The sequence below is a fragment of the Alteromonas lipotrueae genome (genome assembly GCF_019249255.1).
In the GTDB taxonomy this organism is placed as follows: domain Bacteria; phylum Pseudomonadota; class Gammaproteobacteria; order Enterobacterales; family Alteromonadaceae; genus Alteromonas; species Alteromonas lipotrueae.
Genome location: NZ_JAESDJ010000003.1, coordinates 118,062 through 134,724, shown reverse-complemented (window position 1 = coordinate 134,724; position 16,663 = coordinate 118,062). Strand labels below are relative to the sequence as shown.

The window sequence follows — 16,663 nt, the reverse complement described above, 5'->3', positions numbered from 1 at the left end:
TGAAAATCTACGTTTGCCGGCGTAAACTAGCCCAATGGCGTGGTACACTTTCTTTATTATTCGTTATTTTTATTGTTTATATGACCAATTTCGCCACCTTGTATATCGTTCCTACACCTATCGGCAACCTTGATGATATTAGCGCCCGCGCTATCGAGGTACTAAAACAGGTTAACTGGATTGCTGCGGAAGATACACGACACAGCTCCCGGTTATTACAGCACTTCAGTATTTCTACACGTACCTTATCGCTGCATGATCATAATGAAGATAAACGTACCGCAATGCTGGTTCAGCGCTTAAAAGACGGCGAATCTGTAGCGTTAATCAGTGATGCGGGCACGCCATTAATTAGCGACCCTGGTTTTGTATTTGTTAGGCGCTGCCGGGAAGAATGTATTCCTGTTACCGCATTGCCAGGCCCATGTGCCGCTATTACCGCGCTAAGTGCTTCAGGGCTGCCAACAGACCGATTTATTTTTGAAGGCTTTTTACCGGTAAAAACACAAGCTAAAGACAACCAACTTGCTGCACTAAAAGAGCGTACTTGCACGAGCGTATTTTACGAAGCCCCACGCCGTATTTTAGCCACAATGAATGACATTGCCCGTGTGCTAGGAGACAGGCACATTGTGGTCGCCAAAGAGCTTAGCAAGACCTTTGAAACCTATGTGAGTGGTACGCCAGGTGATGTTATTGATTATTTAGAAGCCGATGCAGCCCATCAAAAAGGTGAGTTCGTGGTGATGGTGTCGCCAGCCCAAGTGAATTTATCTGAAATATCGACTGAAGCCATGTCGCTTTTAACCACGTTATGTGATCACATGCCGCTAAAAAAAGCTGCAGCTGTTGTGGCTGATCACTATGACTTGAAAAAGAATGCCTTGTACCAAGCAGGACTAGAAGCAAAAGGTGCGAAAGAAGTGAAAGAGACTGATTGATCTCAGACCTATGGATTAAGGGTACCTATCTAAACAATATAGTTAACACGGGATAGGCTTAGCGCACTTTGCACTCTTGCTTATCACGTTAAGTATAAGGTTGGAGGATAGTTATGAGTCAGCAAGTTTTGAAAATTGAGATGCCAGAGGGCAAATGGGTCGTCGATATTTTTGATAAATCCGGCGATTCTGGTGAATACGATTTAATTCACCCTAACACGCAGGTGAAGTTAGCCTTAGCCGATGAAATGCATGGATTTCGGTATAATCTTACAGGCCCTGAAGGTACGCCATTTGCTATTTATCTTGATGATACGGTTATCGCGGAAGGTACGGTAGATAAAAGCCAGAACCTTAACGGTACTGGTATTCTATAGCGTTGATGCTAATCGATTACCGTCTATTGAGGCAATCATTTTCACTGCCTCAAAAAATATGTCTAATAAAACACCACGAATAAAAGAACCAAAAAAATGCCCGCTAGCGTTAACGCAGCGGGCATTTATTTTTTTAGGTAAAAGTCGCTATCTACTGCTTATGACAAGCGGCCTTTAAAGTCTTCGTAAGTGAATTGGCGAACAATTTCGAACTCCCCATTTTTACGCAAAATACCAATGGCAGGGTGTTCAACGCCGTTGAAGAATGACGTTTTCACCATGGTGTAGTGCATCATGTCTTCAAACTGAACCCGATCGCCGGCTTTTAATGGCGCATCGAAGGAATAGGTATCAATCACATCGCCCGCTAAGCAGGAATTTCCACCTAAACGATAGTCGTAGGCTTTCTCGCCAGGTAACGCCGCATTTAAAATCGTCGGCCGATAAGGCATTTCAAGCACATCAGGCATGTGCGCCGTGGCTGAAATATCTAAAATGGCAATATCACCATCATTGTTTACTACATCCACGACCTCAGCAATTAGCGGCCCTGTTTGCCACGCGACGGCAGAGCCCGGCTCTAAGATAACGTCTAAATGCGGGTAGCGCTGTTTAAAATCGCTAAGGGTTTTAATCAGGTGGTCAACATCGTAACCTTCGCTAGTCATCAAGTGGCCACCTCCTAAGTTTAACCACTTTAACTGACCTAGGTAATCGCCAAAGCGTGCCTCTATTGCTTTAAGCGTACGTTCGGTAGCAAATGAGTCACACTCACACAAGTTATGACAATGGAAGCCGTCAATGCCCGATAAATCTACACCTTCCAGTTCACTTACTCGAAGCCCTAGTCGCGAACCCGGCGCTGCGGGGTCGTAAAGCGGGGTATCTGCTTCTTGATGCTCTGGATTAATACGCAAACCCAGAGACACGCCCGCAAGCGCATCTTTGTGAGTTTGCCATTGTGACAGACTATTGAACGACAAGTGATTCACCAGCGTAGCCAGCTCTTCTATATCCGCCTTTTTATACGCAGGAGAATAGGCATGGACTTCCTTACCCATTTCAGCGGCTAATTTGGCTTCCCATACCGAACTTGCGGTTGCGCCATGTAAATAAGGTTTAATGATGTCGAAGCTCGACCACATTGAAAACCCTTTCAAAGCCAGAATAATTCTAACACCTGACTCGTCTTGTACACGCTTCATCAACTCAAGGTTTCGGATGAGTTTTTCCTCTTCCAGCACATAGCAAGGAGAAGGGATATCTGTTCGTTGCGTTAAGTCTGCCAACCTTTATTTGCTCCAGTTACAGTGTTCTGTTACTTAGTGAATGGGCTGCTATCACACTCAAGTACATGCCAAGGAAGGCCGTGCTCGTTTAGCATATCCATGAATGGGTCTGGATCAAATTGTTCCATGTTCCAAACACCGTTTTCTTTCCAAGTGCCGTTTAGCATTAGCGCAGCCCCAATCATGGCTGGAACACCTGTAGTGTAAGACACCGCTTGTGCACCCACTTCATCGTTACACTTAGCATGTTCACAGTTGTTGTAGATGAAAATGGTTTTTTCTTTACCATCTTTCACGCCAGTAATGTAAGTACCGATACAGGTCATGCCGGTATAGCCTTCAGCTAGTGAACCTGGGTTAGGTAATACAGCCTTCAAGAACTCTAAAGGCACCACTTTTTGGCCTTGGAATTCAACTGGTTCAATGCTGGTCATGCCTACGCCTTCTAAAACACGAAGGTGTGTGAGGTATTCATCACCAAAGGTCATCCAAAAACGCGCACGTTTTAGGGTAGGGAAGTGCTTAACCAAAGATTCCAATTCTTCATGGAACATCAAGTATGACGCGCGCACACCAATATTTTGGTAATCTAAATCTTCACGCACGCTGAGTGGATCGGTTTCTTTCCACTCGCCATTTTCCCAGAAACGACCACGTTGAGTAATTTCACGAATATTGATTTCAGGGTTGAAGTTGGTTGCAAACGCTTGACCATGATCACCACCATTACAATCAACAATATCCAAATAGTGAATTTCGTCGAAATAGTGCTTAGCAGCGTAAGCGGTGTACACGTTGGTTACACCTGGATCGAAACCACTGCCTAACAACGCCATAATGCCAGCGTCTTTAAATTTCTGCTGGTAAGCCCACTGCCAAGAGTATTCGAATTTTGCTTCGTCTTTTGGTTCGTAGTTTGCGGTATCAAGGTAGTCGGTGTTAGTGGCTAAACACGCGTCCATAATAGGCAAATCTTGATACGGTAATGCAAGGTTAATTACTAAGTCAGGCTTAACATCATTAATAAGCGCTTCTACTTCTTTGGCGTTATCGGCATCAAGGGCGAATACGCCTTTAACGCGGTCTGCACCCACTTCTTGTTGCAATGCTTCACACTTAGACACAGTGCGGCTGGCAAGAAAAATTTCGTCAAAGTGCTGAGGTAAACGTGCACACTTTTTTACGGTTACTGAGGCAACGCCGCCAGCACCAATAATTAAAACGCGAGACATAATAATTAATCCCTAAATAAGCTAATGAATTTTGGGCTGAATGCTAGCAGACGATACCAAATTGGCAAGCAAAGACAGCATAGGTTCGACAAAAAATAGTCATCGTTAACACAAGGAAAACGAATAAGCGTAATTTATACGCGATAACGCCTATTCTGGCATTGTATTGATGGGAGGGGAAACCACAATTTTGTCGCCCACTCGATAATAAGGATAGAGTAAAAGTTTTTCCTCGTCATTGGGGCAAGCAGCACTGATGGCGATAGCATCCAAGCGGGTGTGCTTTTGCGTTTCAACCGTCGCGGCATAAACGAGAATACTGTAACTTTCAGAGTCTGTAGTAGTGTCGATGATTCGCCACTGCAAACACTCTATAAGTTGACTTTCATCGATACGATAATGGGTTTCTTCGCTAAACAAACAACCGACTTTGCCATTTTCATAGATAGCCGCGAAGGGATAGAAGACGGAACTGGTAGAAAGTACCAGTTCGCATAACTTGAGCGCCCTAGAAACCAATATATTTAAAGGGGGAGGTAAGCTACTTGTTCCTTTTATCACGGTGCATCTCCTAACGATTATTGCGTTTGAACGAAAGCTATGAGTAACGCGAAGCTAGATACAACCAGGCTGTGCTTGTAGAAAATATTCCCCACAACCTCGATATTAGGTTAAACGAATGTGTAGGTCTATAAGATCAAGGGATTTTATTTTTTCTGGCGCCCTGAATTCCACCAGTATGAACAATAATAAGTGTTTGTCCTTTTTTAAATGCCCCTTTTTCACATGCATTGGTCGAGAGATTCGTTGAAGCAAAATTTGCTAGCAAGTGCTTAAGTGCCCAAAACATTTTTCCAGAGTAAACCCCTTCAATTTCAAAAGGCATTGTTTGATTGAAGTTTTCACAGAATGCCTTCAAGTACGGGGGGATTTTCCCGTATCCGCCACAGTGAAAATCATGATTGATGCTGAATTGGCTTTTTGAGCAAGCACTAAGGGCTGATGTATGAGTGGGTGTAGAAGTATGAGCAAGATTAAAAGCAAGCCCCGGCTCAAGAAACTTTTCTACGAGTCCTTCTAGATATCCTTCTCCTTTTAATACGCCAATGCCAATAGCGTGTTGGTGGGGTGATAATGCAGAGGTTAACCCTGCCAAGGTCGCGCCACTGGCAACAGGAGCAATAATACGGTCGAAAGGGATATCTATTTCGTTTACGACTTCTTGCACGCCTTTTAGCGCCGCCATTTGGCTGCCACCTTCAGGAATAATCAACGCATCGGGAAACTGAGTTCGTAGGCTCGCTAAATAAGTAGGCTCATCCCTTTGCTGATAGGTTTTTTTATTTACGTAGTGAACTTGAGCGCCCCATTTCACTAAATCCTGAATCATTGGGCTGGGGTGTTTTGTGTAGTCGCCGCGAATAATAGCGTGAAAAGGCACATTTAGCTGATGACATAAATAACCCAAAGCATGCAGATGGTTGGAAAACCCACCGCCAAAACTGACTACTGAGGAAGGTAGCTGGGTGTTCAAATCCGAGCGGAAACCCGCCTGCGAATTTAAAGCCATTTCTTGGTGCGGAGGAAGAGCAAACGCGTACTTTAATTTACGCCATTTGTTGCCTGAAATGACGGGATGTATTTTATCGTCCCGCTTAACAAACATTGATACATGTTCAGCACCCTCCCAGTCTGGCGTAAAGGGCTCTAGTGGGGAGGGTAAACATAGGGCATCAGCAAAACTTTCAAAATTCAAAACAAGCTATTCAAATGATCAATGTGGCAATTCCAACAGTATAACTAGAAGATAGATAAAGAAGGTACATGTATATGTTTCAACGTCGTTATACCACTTTAAAGCTCGTCATCGCATTGGGAATATCACTTGTGGTTTTGTCGAAAAATGTGCTGGCGCAAAGCGTGCCTGATTATGTCACCAAACAAGTGCCAGAGGCGCAAGTGGTGGGTAATGCAATGTTTACGTATATGTTTTGGGACGTGTACGACGCTACGCTCTACGCCCCAAAAGGAACGTGGCAGCCTAATGCTCCTTTTGCATTAAAGCTAGATTATCAAAGGGGACTAGACGGTAAAAAAATAGCACAGCGCTCGGTGGATGAAATGCGTAAGCAAGGTATTAGCGACGAAGCTGTGTTAAGTGAATGGCGAGAAAAAATGGCGGCACTTTTCCCCGACGTTGAAGACGGTGACGTGATTACCGGTGTGGCTACCTCAAACCGAACCAGTGAGTTTTATATCAATGGTGAGCTAGCTGGCACTATTGAGGATACAAACTTCACGCAGTCTTTTTTCGACATTTGGCTGTCAGAAAAAACCTCTGAACCAAAATTACGTAAAGCCTTGTTACAAAAGTAATAAGTACATTCTTTATCAATAATGGGCAGAGATTCTAAGCGCGTTAAAAAGCTCATCAATAAAGCTCATGAATAAAGGCTATAAACAAAATATAAATCAAAAAAATTAGCTAAAAACATCAACCCATAAAAACACAAAGCGCAGTAACAAGCGCGCAGTCGGCTGCCTTTTTTAGCGAAAGACTTATTGAAAGAATACGTCGATAGGCGGCAGCAAAATAAACCAAAATTGAGGTCACTATGAAATTTATACAGCGCACGGTGTTAGTCGGGCTTTTATCTTGCCTTACTCTTATAGTCGGATGTTCTACATCGATAGAAGGCAATACATACAAGCAAGTTTCCCCTACGTTCAATATTGAGGAGTTTTTTGCTGGTAACGTTCGAGCATGGGGAATAGTTCAAAATCGGTCCGGCGAAGTGGTTCAGCGCTTTGTGGTAGATATTGAAGGTAAAAACGAGGGCGGCACATTAACGCTAGATGAGACATTCACCTACGGGGTAGGCGAAGGGCCAAAAAATCGTACGTGGAAAATTGTTAAGCAAGCCGATGGCACCTACGTGGGCAACGCGGGTGATATAGACGGGCCAGCAAAAGGCACTTCATACGGCAACGCATTTAACTTTCATTACAATATGGACTTACCGGTTGATGATACAACCTATTCGGTTACCTTCGATGATTGGTTTTGGGCATTTGACGATAGTGCCATGATGAACCGCTCATACATTAAAAAGTTTGGTGTGGTAATGGCCGAAGTTACCATTTTTATGCAGAAACAAGACTAGTGTCGATTTGGCACTTTATCAAAGCATTAACGGGGGAAGGTGAATACTACGCCCAACCCGTGCCCTTGCATAAGCGGGTCGTGCACAAACCATAGTTTACCTTTGTGCAGTTTAATAATTGCCGAAACAAGCGATAACCCCAACCCGTTCCCTTCACAGGTTCTGCTTTTGTCAGCCTGAAAGAAGCGGCGTTCTAAACTATCAAGTTCATGTTCATCAACTCCCTTCCCATTATCATTCACGCTGATAATCACATTGGAAGACGTGGCGGTAAGTTGTAGCGTAACGGTTCCGCCATCAGGCGTGTATTTTATGGCGTTATCTAGCACATTCGCTACTGCTTGAAACAGTAAGTTTGGATCGCCGTAGAACTGAACTTTTGACAGTTGGCTAATAAGTTTAATATCACGGTCTTCGGCCAATGGCTGATATAAATCCTCTACATCAATAATCATTTCACTTAGCTCGGTTTCACAAAACCCTTCTTTTTTGTGAACCGTTTCTAGTTTGCTAATTCGCAAAAGACTGTTGAACATATTTAAGAGTTTGTCAGCTTCGTAGGTAGTTTCGTGCCGTAGTTTCTCATCACCAATATGTTCTAAATTATTGCGTAAGCGTGCCAACGGTGTACGCAAGTCATGGGCAATACTGTCGCTTACCGACTTTATATTGTTCACCGCACTTTCAATGGTATCGAGCATATGATTGAACACAACAGCCAGTCGACTTAAATCATCCCAGTTGCTGTCTATTTCCAATCGTTCTTCTAAATTACCAGTACGAATAATGTAATCAGCAGTTTGTGCCATGCGGTTAATGCGTTTTACCACATACAGCGCGACCGCAAAGCTTATGGCACCCAATACGCATAGCAAGGCAATAATTATCCAACCAAACGTTTTTCCTAACCACTGTGCACTGTATAAATCATCGATATTCCGGCCAACAAACAAAGAATAGCCGCCCCAATTTACCTCTTCATAAAGGATGCTGTTGGTTGAATCAGAGAAGGAATAGCGGGTGCTGTCTTGCGCGATACTCTCTTTTTCGCCGCTCAGTGCGGGCAATTTAATAATGCTTGTAAGGGTAGTGCCCGCGTCAACACTTTCACCCATGGCAATAGGCCACATTGGATAATTGCCTGCTACTATCTGGTTTTCGCTGTCGCGAAGCACCACAATTAATCGAGAAGCTGACAGCGGGTGAGTTGTATCGGCGTGTTTCGGGCCTATCGCTAGACTGGGCGTTGCTCTCAATTGGATATTGTCAATTACCGCATCAATGCCTGCTTGTTTATGTAATAGCGTGAATGTATAGGTTTCTGCATCAACCGCAGCGCTTGCCTCACGAATAAATACATCACTGCTGGCAAGACGCCAGAAGTAAACGATAAATAAAATAGCGACAAGCGCTAACGAGGTTAGTAATACCCCAACACGGAAACTAGAACTTCGGGTGAAGTTGCCTATTGCTAACACACAACAGGATCCGCAATTCTATATCCCGTGCCTCTTACCGTTTCAATAAGAGGGACGTTAAATGCTTTATCTACTTTTTGACGCAAACGGCTAATATGCACATCGATAACATTGGTTTGCGGATCGAAGTGATAATTCCACACTTGTTCCAACAGCATGCTGCGTGTAACGACTTTCCCTTGATGGCGCAATAAGCACTCTAATAACTGAAACTCTTTTGATTGTAAGTCTATTTCAGTATCACCTCTTTGCACCTTCCTGTTCACTAGGTCAAGCGTAAGATCACCCACTTTGATTAGTGTCTTATCGCCACTTTCACGTTCTCTTCCTGCCAGCCCTTCAACACGGGCAAGTAGCTCTTCAAACGCAAAGGGTTTGGTCAAGTAATCGTTAGCGCCTGAACGTAAACCTCGCACTTTATCTTCTACTTGGCTTTTCGCACTAAGCAGTAGTACAGGGGTAAGTACGTTGTCATTTCGTAAACGTTCCAAGATGGTAAAGCCGTCTAACAAAGGAAGCATTACATCTAATACAATAACGTCTACATCTTCGGACAAAGCTTCAGCTAAGCCCTTTTCGCCATCACGCGCCGCAATGCAGCTGTGCCCTTCACCAATAAATCCTTTTTCAATGTGAGCGGCAACTTTGGGATCATCTTCAACAAGTAGCACATTCATGATTTTGGTACTTCTAATTAATGGAGTTAAATATCAACGTTTATACATTCAATCTATCGTGTTGCGATCACTTTGGGTTGCTATCAGCACCCCTATTAAAACGGACGTTGGCGTTATATGGCGTAAAATGTTGAATGTCCCCACGCGCACATTTCATCTGTACTTCATGCCAGTATTCCGGGGTCATTAGGTCGCCATGTAGCGACTTTAAAATATCTTTAAGTTTCCGTTTTCCAACAATAAAATGCTCAAACTGCTCTGGGAAAACGTCACTAGGTCCAACCGACAACATGTCCATCGCATAAGGGTCATCTGATTTGGGTAGCGCCCTAAAATGACGTTCGTTCATTAAACATATTTCATCATAGTCGTAAAAGATAACTCTGCCATGTCGCGTGATACCGAAATTTTTATGCAGCATGTCGCCAGGGAAAATATTTGCCATGGCTATTTGTTTAATACATAGCCCTAACTCGTTTAATGCGCTACGTACTTTATCTTCATCTTCTTCTTGTTGAAGGTACAAATTAAGCGGAGTCATCTTACGTTCTATATACAAGTGCTTAATGACCAGCTCGTCTTCGGTAAATTCAAGGCTAGAAGCGCATGTTTCCTTTAACTCTTCAATGAGTAATGGGTCGATGCGAGACAAGGGAAAGCGAAAGTTAACGTACTCATGGGTGTCTGCCATTCGTCCCACTCGATCTGACATCTTCACCAACCGGTAGCAGTCTTTAACATGCTCTCGGGTGATCTTCTTACTTTCGGCAAATTCATCTTTTATAATTTTAAATACCACACCATATGAGGGCAGGTGGAACACCATCATCACCAATCCTCTTATACCAGGTGCGGCCTCGAAGTGATCATCGGAGGTAGCCATATGGTCGAGGAAATTACGATAGAAGACTGTTTTCCCGTGCTTGTAGTGACCCAGCGCCATATAGAGCTCAAAGTGTTTTTTGTTGGGTAATAGTTCTTGCAGAAACGCAGCGACTTCTGCTGGGTTTTGGGTATCAGCCATGAAGTAGCTTCTGGCAAAGCCGAAGATAACGCTTAAATCACTTCTGTGTGTAAGCAGAGCATCTACGAACAAGGTATGTTCATCACTGCGTTGCAAAGAGATTACAAAAGGGAGGGTTTCTTCAGGCATGCATATTCTGCCAATGAGATATGCCGATTTCCCCCTAAAAAACGTGGGCTTTAAAAGCTCAACCGTATGAACACTGGCCAATTGCCGTGTGGTTAATCGCTTTCTAAGTGCTTCTTCAAGGTTTTGCATGTCACGTTCGTAGTTTTCAAAAGGGATACCATAGCGATAGATTTTGAAAATAGACACGTACATCTCGCGCACCGTGGTGGTGGTATCGAAGCTGTGAATGACTTTATCTCGGTCTTGTCCGGGTAAAAAGCAGCGACTGGGCAATACAAACATCATGCTGTTGTCTATTTTGCGGTGTTTGAATAAACGCCCGATCACAGAGTTATAAAAGGTTTCGGCTAGCTCAAATTGTGGGTGGCCTTCAAGTTGTCGTGCGAAGGTTTTCTTTAAGTCTTGCCAAAACTCGTCATTTTTCTTGTGCACTTCAGTTAGGTGGTAAACATCGGCAATGGCATCTGAAAGGCTTTGTTCGTAAATGGTAATGCGCTCTTTCGATGCTAGCTGAATTTCTTTCCATTGGCCTTGTTCAAACCGTGATTGGGCACCTCTCGTAATACGAGTAAACCAACGATAGCTCTTATCAAAATGGGAAAGAACTTGATAAGCAACTTTTTTAGAAAGGGTTACATCCAGCATAATTTAACCTTTAACAATATGTGATATTCGATGCGGCGCTCTGTGCTTTGTTTTTAATTTTGGCTGCATATACCTTCTAAAGTAACAAATATTTACGATAAGCTACTGGAAAATTGGCCTAAAAGTGTTTTTTTATACTTTCGTTTAATATAATCTTAAGCCTACTTTCTTCATCCATGTTTTCGACAATATATTCAACGCTGCTAATTTTATGTGGCGATGTATGTACTAGTAGATTACTAAGAGTAGACCATGAGCTTTAACATTCTGATTTGTGATGATTCGGCGCTAGCAAGAAAAATGGCGCGCCGTAACTTGCCCGATGGATTAGCGAGTGAAATTTATGAAGCATCAAATGGTGTAGATGCGCTCGAGATAATGGGGCATCATCGCATCGATTTAGTGTTGCTAGATTTAACCATGCCGATACTCGATGGGGTAGGCGTACTTGAAGAAATAAAGCGCCGAAAAATAGAAGTGTTTGTTGTGGTCATTTCAGGTGATATCCAACCGGTGATGCAAAACCGTGTGATGGAGTTGGGCGCGCTCGCTTTTATTGAAAAGCCGCTTAAACGCCTACCTTTAGAAACCACATTAAAGCGTTATGGATTTATTCTGCCAGAAACCATGGTGTGCTAAACAAACACCCTAGCGGGTAGTGATATTGAGTGTTCATACACTAATAAATACAAAAAAAGGAGCTCATTTGAGCTCCTTTTTGCGTTTAGGTTTGTGCTAACTTTTGTAGCGCTAATGAATGCTTGTGCTATTCAAACCAATGGCGGGTTCTATTCGCGAACCATACCAGTGATAACATAACTGGTACTTCAACCAGCACTCCAACAACAGTTGCGAGGGCAGCACCGCTATGTAAGCCAAATAAGGAAATGGCAACAGCAACGGCGAGCTCGAAAAAGTTAGACGTACCAATCATGCAAGCAGGTGCGGCAACATTGTGAGGTAGTTTCATTTTTTTCGCCGCAAAGTAGGCTATCGCAAATATCCCGTAGGTTTGAATAAGCAACGGAATAGCAATTAGCACAATGTCTTGAGGCTGAGCCAATATTGTTTCTGCTTGAAAGCCAAACAGTAAAACAATGGTAATTAGCAACCCAAGTACCGAGAATGGCTTAAAGCGTTCGATAATAGCGGTAACTGCTTGCTCGCCTTTTTTCTCCATCTTCTTACGTGTAATAACCCCAGCGATGAGCGGCAATACCACATATAGCACCACAGATAGAATTAATGTATCCCAGGGGACTGTGATATCGGTAACACCCAGTAACATAGCCGTGATAGGGGCAAATAAGATAATCATTATCAAGTCGTTAATAGAGACCTGGACGAGGGTATAGTTTGCATCACCTTTTGTTAAATGGCTCCATACAAATACCATGGCAGTACACGGTGCTACGCCTAGTAAAATCATACCGGCGATATATTCAGTGGCCGTTTGTGGGTCTACCCAGTCGGCGAAAATGCCTTTGAAGAATAACCAGCCAAGTAGCGCCATTGTGAAAGGCTTTATTAACCAGTTCACTACTAAGGTGAGCACCAGCCCTTTGGGCTTTTTACCCACATCTTTTATGGATGAAAAATCAATTTGAATCATCATTGGGTAAATCATGAGCCAAATTAGTACAGCAATCACCAAATTAACGTGAGCATATTCAAGGCTAGCTACTAGCGTAAAGAAGTCTGGAAAAAGACTGCCGATACTTACACCTGCAATAATACAAAGTCCTACCCATACGGATAGGTATCGTTCGAAAAATCCCATGAGACAGTGTCCTTAATGGTTTTTATGTCTTTCGTGTTGATAGTACGTGCGAGTATCGCGTCGACTAAATCGTTTTTTGGTTAACCCGTTTGCTCAATTCTTCTGCGCTTTCAACGCGCTCAGAATAGCGATTAACAAGGTGATCTTTGTTGTCGCGGGTCAGCAGGGTAAATTTCACCAGTTCTTCAACTACATCCACGATGCGGTTGTAGTAAGAAGATGGCTTCATCCGGCCATTGTCTTCAAATTCTAAAAAGGCTTTTGCCACCGAAGACTGGTTAGGAATGGTCAGCATGCGCATCCAGCGACCAAGCACACGCATTTGATTCACTGCGTTGAACGATTGAGAGCCACCACTGACTTGCATTACAGCTAAGGTTTTCCCTTGAGTTGGGCGCACCGCGCCAATGCTCAAGGGTACCCAATCGATAATACTTTTAATAATGCCTGTCATACTGCCGTGCCGTTCAGGCGAGCACCAAATTTGCCCCTCAGACCACATCATGAGCTCGCGAAGCTCTTTTACTTTTGGGTGGGTGTCATCCTCTGTGTCTGGTTGTGGCAAACCTCTAGGGTCAAAAATTTTAGCTTCACAACCATAGTATTCAAGCAAGCGCGCACTTTCTTCAATTACTAAACGGCTGTAAGAGCGCTCTCTTAACGAGCCGTAAAGCAACAATATACGCGGTTTGTGTTCAGAATACGTTTTTGCGAAGTCTTCAGCTGTAGGTGCAGGCGTAACGCTTGTCACTAAGTTATCAGAAGGTGATATTTTTTCCGACATTACTGAGCTCCTTTTTCCTGAAGCGCCTTTTTAACGTCTTCGATAGCAAGGTTACGAGATGCAATATCGCTTAGTGCGGCAACGCGGCTTTCGATAATATCGATGGTGTTGTAGAACGCTTGGGCTTTGTCTTCTTCACTACCTTCTAATTTCGAAGGATCTTCAAGACCCCAGTGCAACTTCAGAGAGTTGCCAAAGTAAACAGGACAAGCTTCACCCGCTGCTGAGTCACACACGGTAATGACGATGTCAGGTTGGTAGTCTTCAAAGTCGTCCCACGACTGGCTTTTAAGACCGTCGGTACTATAGCCACGCTCGGCAAGGTACTTTACTGACAACGGATGTACTTCACCCACAGGCTGGCTACCAGCACTACGTGCTTCTAACGATGAATTGCTTGAAGCATTAGTAATGGCTTCGCAAAGGATGCTACGGCAACGATTGTGCGTGCAGATATACAATATTTTCATTACAAAAATCCTGATGGTTTACGTCACATATTTGAAAAAAGTAAGAAGGGCGTTTAACAGCCCGCGTCATATTTAAGGTTGTTTAGCGCATCGCTAATATAGCCAGCGTTATTTGTGGCAGATAAATGAATCACTTCTTTGGCCCATGCGGGAAGCGCTGGGTTGAGGCGGTAATAAACCCACTTACCACGTCGGTCGTCAGTCACTAGCCCGCATTTACGTAAATCGGCCAGATGACGCGATATTTTGGGTTGGCTAAGATTGAGCGCGTCGGTTAAATCACACACACAAAGTTCGTCTTTAACACAAAGCATAAACAGTGTTTTTAGCCGAGTTTCTTCCGCTAAACATTTAAACAATGAAAGTGGTGAAAGCGAAACGCATGAAGTAGAAGTTGCTGCAGTCATCATTTATCTCAAATACGCTAAATCATATATGTTGGTATCGTATATGAATTTTCGTATGTGTCAAACTTAAATGATGTTTTACTATGCTCTTGGTGATGTCGCTACCAAAATACAATTAAAAATTATTGTTCAAGAGGCTCTACCTGTGGCGTTACAGAGGTAACGAGTTGAGCATTGTGGGTTTGGTTAAAGTCATCTATGACGGTATTAATAAATTGAAACCAGGTTTGATTCGGCTGCCAGATGGCCAGTAAGTCTTGTTTAGCCAATAGCTCTGATTCACCTAATGCGGTAATGCGGTACAAATAGGTAAATACGGCACCTCGCCAATTCAATTTACAATGAGTAAGCACCTTATCATCGGTTGAATTTTCTTGAGCCATATAGCCCGTATAGTCTTTGAAATTAGCGAGGGTAGGGTGTTCCCATTCAACTTGAATGTTGTGATAGTCAAGCGATAGTGCTTCAACCATTAGCTTTTCTTGCCCTCGCTCGCCGGGAATTAGATCTATAACCCTACTTATCCCTTCGTCTTTCAATAATTGAAAATGCGCAGCAGAAGGCAAACCAGAACTAACCATACGGTCGTTATTAACTTGATAGTTGGTTAGTGAGTCGAGAGTGACTTCAATATGAGGCTTAGTTTCTGCGCTAGCGTTAGCTTCTGCGTTTTTTCGTTTTGTGCTTTCAGCTACTTGGTTCGCGCATGCATTACTCAGCGTAAATGCGATAGATAAAACTGACGCCAAAGCGACTAACATTTTCATTATAAGGTCTCTTTATTGATATTTTTAAAAGGGGTAAAACCATTAACGATTAAAGCGTTACTCTTTGCTTGCATCTTTATGTTTTTCATAACGGTCCATAGCATCTTTTAACGAATTATAGCTTTCTTTTAGCTCAGGGTTGTCGACAATTAATGAACGCAGGTGCATTTGTGATTCAATACGCATGACGCGGGTTTGAATATCAACAAGGCCTTCGTCTGGAAGCCTGCCGCCTGTTGCCATTGCAGTACCAATAAGCTGTGTTCTTTTCGCTTTTATATAACGAGATTCACACTCTTTTCGCTTTATTTTTGAGCCTTTTGGTGCTCGGTAACGACAAATAACTTCGAACTCAGGTACATCATTGTACTTGTTGAAAACATCGAAAAATTCGTATGAGCGCTGCTTGATAGCGTACTTTAATTGATGCAATTTAAGTTTAGCGGTGACTTCTATGGTTTCAATGTCGTTTTCTTTTTCAGGTACCTGCTCAGAATCTGCTTTACTAAAACAGGGGGCGGACGCAGAAAGTAACAACAGGGTAATTAGTACGTTTAGCTGTTGTTTCATTTTATTTTTCATTAAATTACAAATCCTTTTGCATGATGTAAACACACTAATACACTTTTCTGATCGATAGCAAGTGCACTATGTATTTGATGATTTTTTAACGATTGATTACGAAGGGGCAGTTGGATTAAATAACGTAAAATACTTCCTGCTTAGCCAAATAATAAAAGGGACGCCGATTAAACTTGGCAATACCCAACTTCCTAGCTGAAGTAAGGGGAGGCTTTGAAATAGGCTGCGGCCACCGAAAGCGAAAAATGCCGTGTAGGCTCCAATGCCTGAGCCAATAATATGCCCGATGTGTTGAATGACCCATGCTCCTTTGGCAATGTCTTTTTTGAATGCATATCGCGCAATACCAATGCTGTTAAATAGTGCGATAGGCGCAAAAATTTGGGTCAGTGTAATGTTGTATTTTATGCCTTGATACAACGCAATACTGGCTACAAAAAATAGTGCAGTGGGTAACCATAAGTATTCAACCTTACGAAGCTCACCTCGGTTAACTTTTACCTCTAAGACTCTTTTAGCGTGCCTGACATTGTTCCAAACCAGAAGGCTTAGCATGAGCAAGAAGATATACTGGCCTTGAAGGTAAGCAAGAAAATACTCAACAGTTTCAAAGTGCGCCGGCATCGTCGGAAAGATAAGAAGGGGCGCAAGCAGCACTAATGACGAGCTAACTACACCACTGACTGATGTCAACGTCATCGTGGCCAGATAAATATTACCTATCTTTTTATGTTGTTTTCCGCCTTTTTTGGTAAAACATGGTCCCCAAAAAAGTAACAGTGAACTTGCACCGCAAATAATGTGAAATAGAACGATAGCGCTGTGAATGTTTTGCATGACTTACACCTTAAATGTTTGATGTAGTCAGTTTGCCAATATCTTCTCTCTAGTATTAGTGCCGAAGGTCACAAGATAAA

19 protein-coding genes are annotated in these 16,663 nt (G+C 43.0%); 5 read left to right on the top strand and 14 right to left on the bottom strand.

Going from position 1 to position 16,663, the window contains the following annotated elements; translation table 11 throughout:
* Positions 1–80: 80 nt before the first annotated feature.
* Entirely contained in the window at positions 81–941 is an 861-nt protein-coding gene (rsmI, locus tag KYS23_RS05925; protein WP_159532890.1) for a 16S rRNA (cytidine(1402)-2'-O)-methyltransferase, read from the top strand.
* Positions 942–1,054: 113 nt separating this feature from the next.
* A complete protein-coding gene (locus tag KYS23_RS05920; protein WP_159532888.1) occupies positions 1,055–1,318 on the top strand; it encodes a hypothetical protein in 264 nt (87 codons plus the stop codon).
* A 158-nt stretch (positions 1,319–1,476) separates the two neighbouring features.
* Here the strand turns inward: KYS23_RS05920 and nspC are convergent, their stop codons facing one another.
* The 4 genes from nspC to KYS23_RS05900 form a co-directional block, all read right to left on the bottom strand.
* The gene (gene nspC / locus KYS23_RS05915; RefSeq protein ID WP_129739924.1) at positions 1,477–2,607 is read right to left on the bottom strand and encodes a carboxynorspermidine decarboxylase; all 1,131 of its coding nucleotides are present in this window, start codon (positions 2,605–2,607) and stop codon (positions 1,477–1,479) included.
* A gap of 29 nt (positions 2,608–2,636) precedes the next feature.
* Positions 2,637–3,839 carry a saccharopine dehydrogenase family protein gene (locus tag KYS23_RS05910; protein WP_159532884.1) on the bottom strand — a complete coding sequence of 401 codons (1,203 nt, stop codon included), beginning with the start codon at positions 3,837–3,839 and terminating at the stop codon, positions 2,637–2,639.
* Positions 3,840–3,989: 150 nt separating this feature from the next.
* Entirely contained in the window at positions 3,990–4,400 is a 411-nt protein-coding gene (locus tag KYS23_RS05905) for a hypothetical protein (RefSeq protein ID WP_013782868.1), read from the bottom strand.
* Positions 4,401–4,536: 136 nt separating this feature from the next.
* On the bottom strand, positions 4,537–5,505 hold the full coding sequence (locus KYS23_RS05900) for a 1-aminocyclopropane-1-carboxylate deaminase/D-cysteine desulfhydrase (protein WP_246604315.1): 969 nt from the start codon (positions 5,503–5,505) through the stop codon (positions 4,537–4,539).
* A gap of 158 nt (positions 5,506–5,663) precedes the next feature.
* On the opposite strand from KYS23_RS05900, the gene KYS23_RS05895 reads away from it, so the two are divergent.
* Together KYS23_RS05895 and KYS23_RS05890 are read left to right on the top strand one after the other, a co-directional pair.
* Complete coding sequence (locus tag KYS23_RS05895; protein WP_246604308.1) at positions 5,664–6,215, top strand: chalcone isomerase family protein; 552 nt, start codon at positions 5,664–5,666, stop codon at positions 6,213–6,215.
* Positions 6,216–6,454: 239 nt separating this feature from the next.
* Positions 6,455–7,003 (top strand): DUF3833 domain-containing protein, encoded by a 549-nt coding sequence (locus KYS23_RS05890; protein ID WP_218418211.1) that lies wholly within the window; start codon positions 6,455–6,457, stop codon positions 7,001–7,003.
* A gap of 26 nt (positions 7,004–7,029) precedes the next feature.
* Here KYS23_RS05890 and KYS23_RS20670 read toward each other — a convergent pair whose 3' ends face one another.
* The 3 genes from KYS23_RS20670 to aceK form a co-directional block, all read right to left on the bottom strand.
* Positions 7,030–8,481: a sensor histidine kinase gene (locus tag KYS23_RS20670; protein WP_218398214.1), complete on the bottom strand. Its 1,452-nt coding sequence runs from the start codon at positions 8,479–8,481 to the stop codon at positions 7,030–7,032.
* On the bottom strand, positions 8,475–9,158 hold the full coding sequence (locus KYS23_RS05880; RefSeq protein ID WP_159532876.1) for a response regulator transcription factor: 684 nt from the start codon (positions 9,156–9,158) through the stop codon (positions 8,475–8,477). Before KYS23_RS05880 ends, KYS23_RS20670 begins: the two co-directional genes overlap by 7 nt.
* Before the next feature lie 67 nt (positions 9,159–9,225).
* Positions 9,226–10,956 carry a bifunctional isocitrate dehydrogenase kinase/phosphatase gene (gene aceK, locus KYS23_RS05875; RefSeq protein ID WP_159532874.1) on the bottom strand — a complete coding sequence of 577 codons (1,731 nt, stop codon included), beginning with the start codon at positions 10,954–10,956 and terminating at the stop codon, positions 9,226–9,228.
* Between the two features lie 252 nt (positions 10,957–11,208).
* Here aceK and KYS23_RS05870 point away from each other — a divergent pair, with 252 nt between their 5' ends.
* Positions 11,209–11,595 carry a response regulator gene (locus KYS23_RS05870; RefSeq protein ID WP_159532872.1) on the top strand — a complete coding sequence of 129 codons (387 nt, stop codon included), beginning with the start codon at positions 11,209–11,211 and terminating at the stop codon, positions 11,593–11,595.
* 127 nt (positions 11,596–11,722) lie between these two features.
* On the opposite strand, the gene arsB is transcribed toward KYS23_RS05870, so the two are convergent.
* The 7 genes from arsB to KYS23_RS05835 form a co-directional block, all read right to left on the bottom strand.
* A complete protein-coding gene (gene arsB, locus KYS23_RS05865) occupies positions 11,723–12,736 on the bottom strand; it encodes an ACR3 family arsenite efflux transporter (RefSeq protein ID WP_218398216.1) in 1,014 nt (337 codons plus the stop codon).
* 64 nt (positions 12,737–12,800) lie between these two features.
* A complete protein-coding gene (gene arsH, locus KYS23_RS05860) occupies positions 12,801–13,520 on the bottom strand; it encodes an arsenical resistance protein ArsH (protein WP_159532868.1) in 720 nt (239 codons plus the stop codon).
* Positions 13,520–13,990 (bottom strand): arsenate reductase ArsC, encoded by a 471-nt coding sequence (locus tag KYS23_RS05855; RefSeq protein ID WP_159532866.1) that lies wholly within the window; start codon positions 13,988–13,990, stop codon positions 13,520–13,522. Before KYS23_RS05855 ends, arsH begins: the two co-directional genes overlap by 1 nt.
* Positions 13,991–14,043: 53 nt before the next feature.
* A complete protein-coding gene (locus KYS23_RS05850; protein ID WP_218398236.1) occupies positions 14,044–14,397 on the bottom strand; it encodes a metalloregulator ArsR/SmtB family transcription factor in 354 nt (117 codons plus the stop codon).
* Between the two features lie 122 nt (positions 14,398–14,519).
* Complete coding sequence (locus KYS23_RS05845; RefSeq protein WP_232370678.1) at positions 14,520–15,164, bottom strand: protein tyrosine phosphatase family protein; 645 nt, start codon at positions 15,162–15,164, stop codon at positions 14,520–14,522.
* Positions 15,165–15,221: 57 nt separating this feature from the next.
* The gene (locus tag KYS23_RS05840; RefSeq protein WP_159532864.1) at positions 15,222–15,746 is read right to left on the bottom strand and encodes a hypothetical protein; all 525 of its coding nucleotides are present in this window, start codon (positions 15,744–15,746) and stop codon (positions 15,222–15,224) included.
* 96 nt (positions 15,747–15,842) lie between these two features.
* The gene (locus KYS23_RS05835) at positions 15,843–16,583 is read right to left on the bottom strand and encodes a hypothetical protein (RefSeq protein ID WP_159532862.1); all 741 of its coding nucleotides are present in this window, start codon (positions 16,581–16,583) and stop codon (positions 15,843–15,845) included.
* Between the last annotated feature and the right edge of the window lie 80 nt (positions 16,584–16,663).

Bases quoted from the DNA above. Each gene is read 5' to 3' on its own strand.
- KYS23_RS05910 (WP_159532884.1), bottom strand. From the start codon at position 3,839: ATGTCTCGCGTTTTAATTATTGGTGCTGGCGGCGTTGCCTCAGTAACC.
- KYS23_RS05895 (WP_246604308.1), top strand. From the start codon at position 5,664: ATGTATATGTTTCAACGTCGTTATACCACTTTAAAGCTCGTCATCGCA.
- KYS23_RS05835 (WP_159532862.1), bottom strand. From the start codon at position 16,583: ATGCAAAACATTCACAGCGCTATCGTTCTATTTCACATTATTTGCGGT.
- KYS23_RS05850 (WP_218398236.1), bottom strand. From the start codon at position 14,397: ATGACTGCAGCAACTTCTACTTCATGCGTTTCGCTTTCACCACTTTCA.
- KYS23_RS05890 (WP_218418211.1), top strand. From the start codon at position 6,455: ATGAAATTTATACAGCGCACGGTGTTAGTCGGGCTTTTATCTTGCCTT.
- KYS23_RS05845 (WP_232370678.1), bottom strand. From the start codon at position 15,164: ATGAAAATGTTAGTCGCTTTGGCGTCAGTTTTATCTATCGCATTTACG.
- KYS23_RS05920 (WP_159532888.1), top strand. From the start codon at position 1,055: ATGAGTCAGCAAGTTTTGAAAATTGAGATGCCAGAGGGCAAATGGGTC.
- KYS23_RS05880 (WP_159532876.1), bottom strand. From the start codon at position 9,158: ATGAATGTGCTACTTGTTGAAGATGATCCCAAAGTTGCCGCTCACATT.
- KYS23_RS05900 (WP_246604315.1), bottom strand. From the start codon at position 5,505: ATGTTTGTTAAGCGGGACGATAAAATACATCCCGTCATTTCAGGCAAC.
- KYS23_RS05870 (WP_159532872.1), top strand. From the start codon at position 11,209: ATGAGCTTTAACATTCTGATTTGTGATGATTCGGCGCTAGCAAGAAAA.
- aceK (WP_159532874.1), bottom strand. From the start codon at position 10,956: ATGCTGGATGTAACCCTTTCTAAAAAAGTTGCTTATCAAGTTCTTTCC.
- rsmI (WP_159532890.1), top strand. From the start codon at position 81: ATGACCAATTTCGCCACCTTGTATATCGTTCCTACACCTATCGGCAAC.
- arsH (WP_159532868.1), bottom strand. From the start codon at position 13,520: ATGTCGGAAAAAATATCACCTTCTGATAACTTAGTGACAAGCGTTACG.
- KYS23_RS05840 (WP_159532864.1), bottom strand. From the start codon at position 15,746: ATGAAAAATAAAATGAAACAACAGCTAAACGTACTAATTACCCTGTTG.
- KYS23_RS05855 (WP_159532866.1), bottom strand. From the start codon at position 13,990: ATGAAAATATTGTATATCTGCACGCACAATCGTTGCCGTAGCATCCTT.
- arsB (WP_218398216.1), bottom strand. From the start codon at position 12,736: ATGGGATTTTTCGAACGATACCTATCCGTATGGGTAGGACTTTGTATT.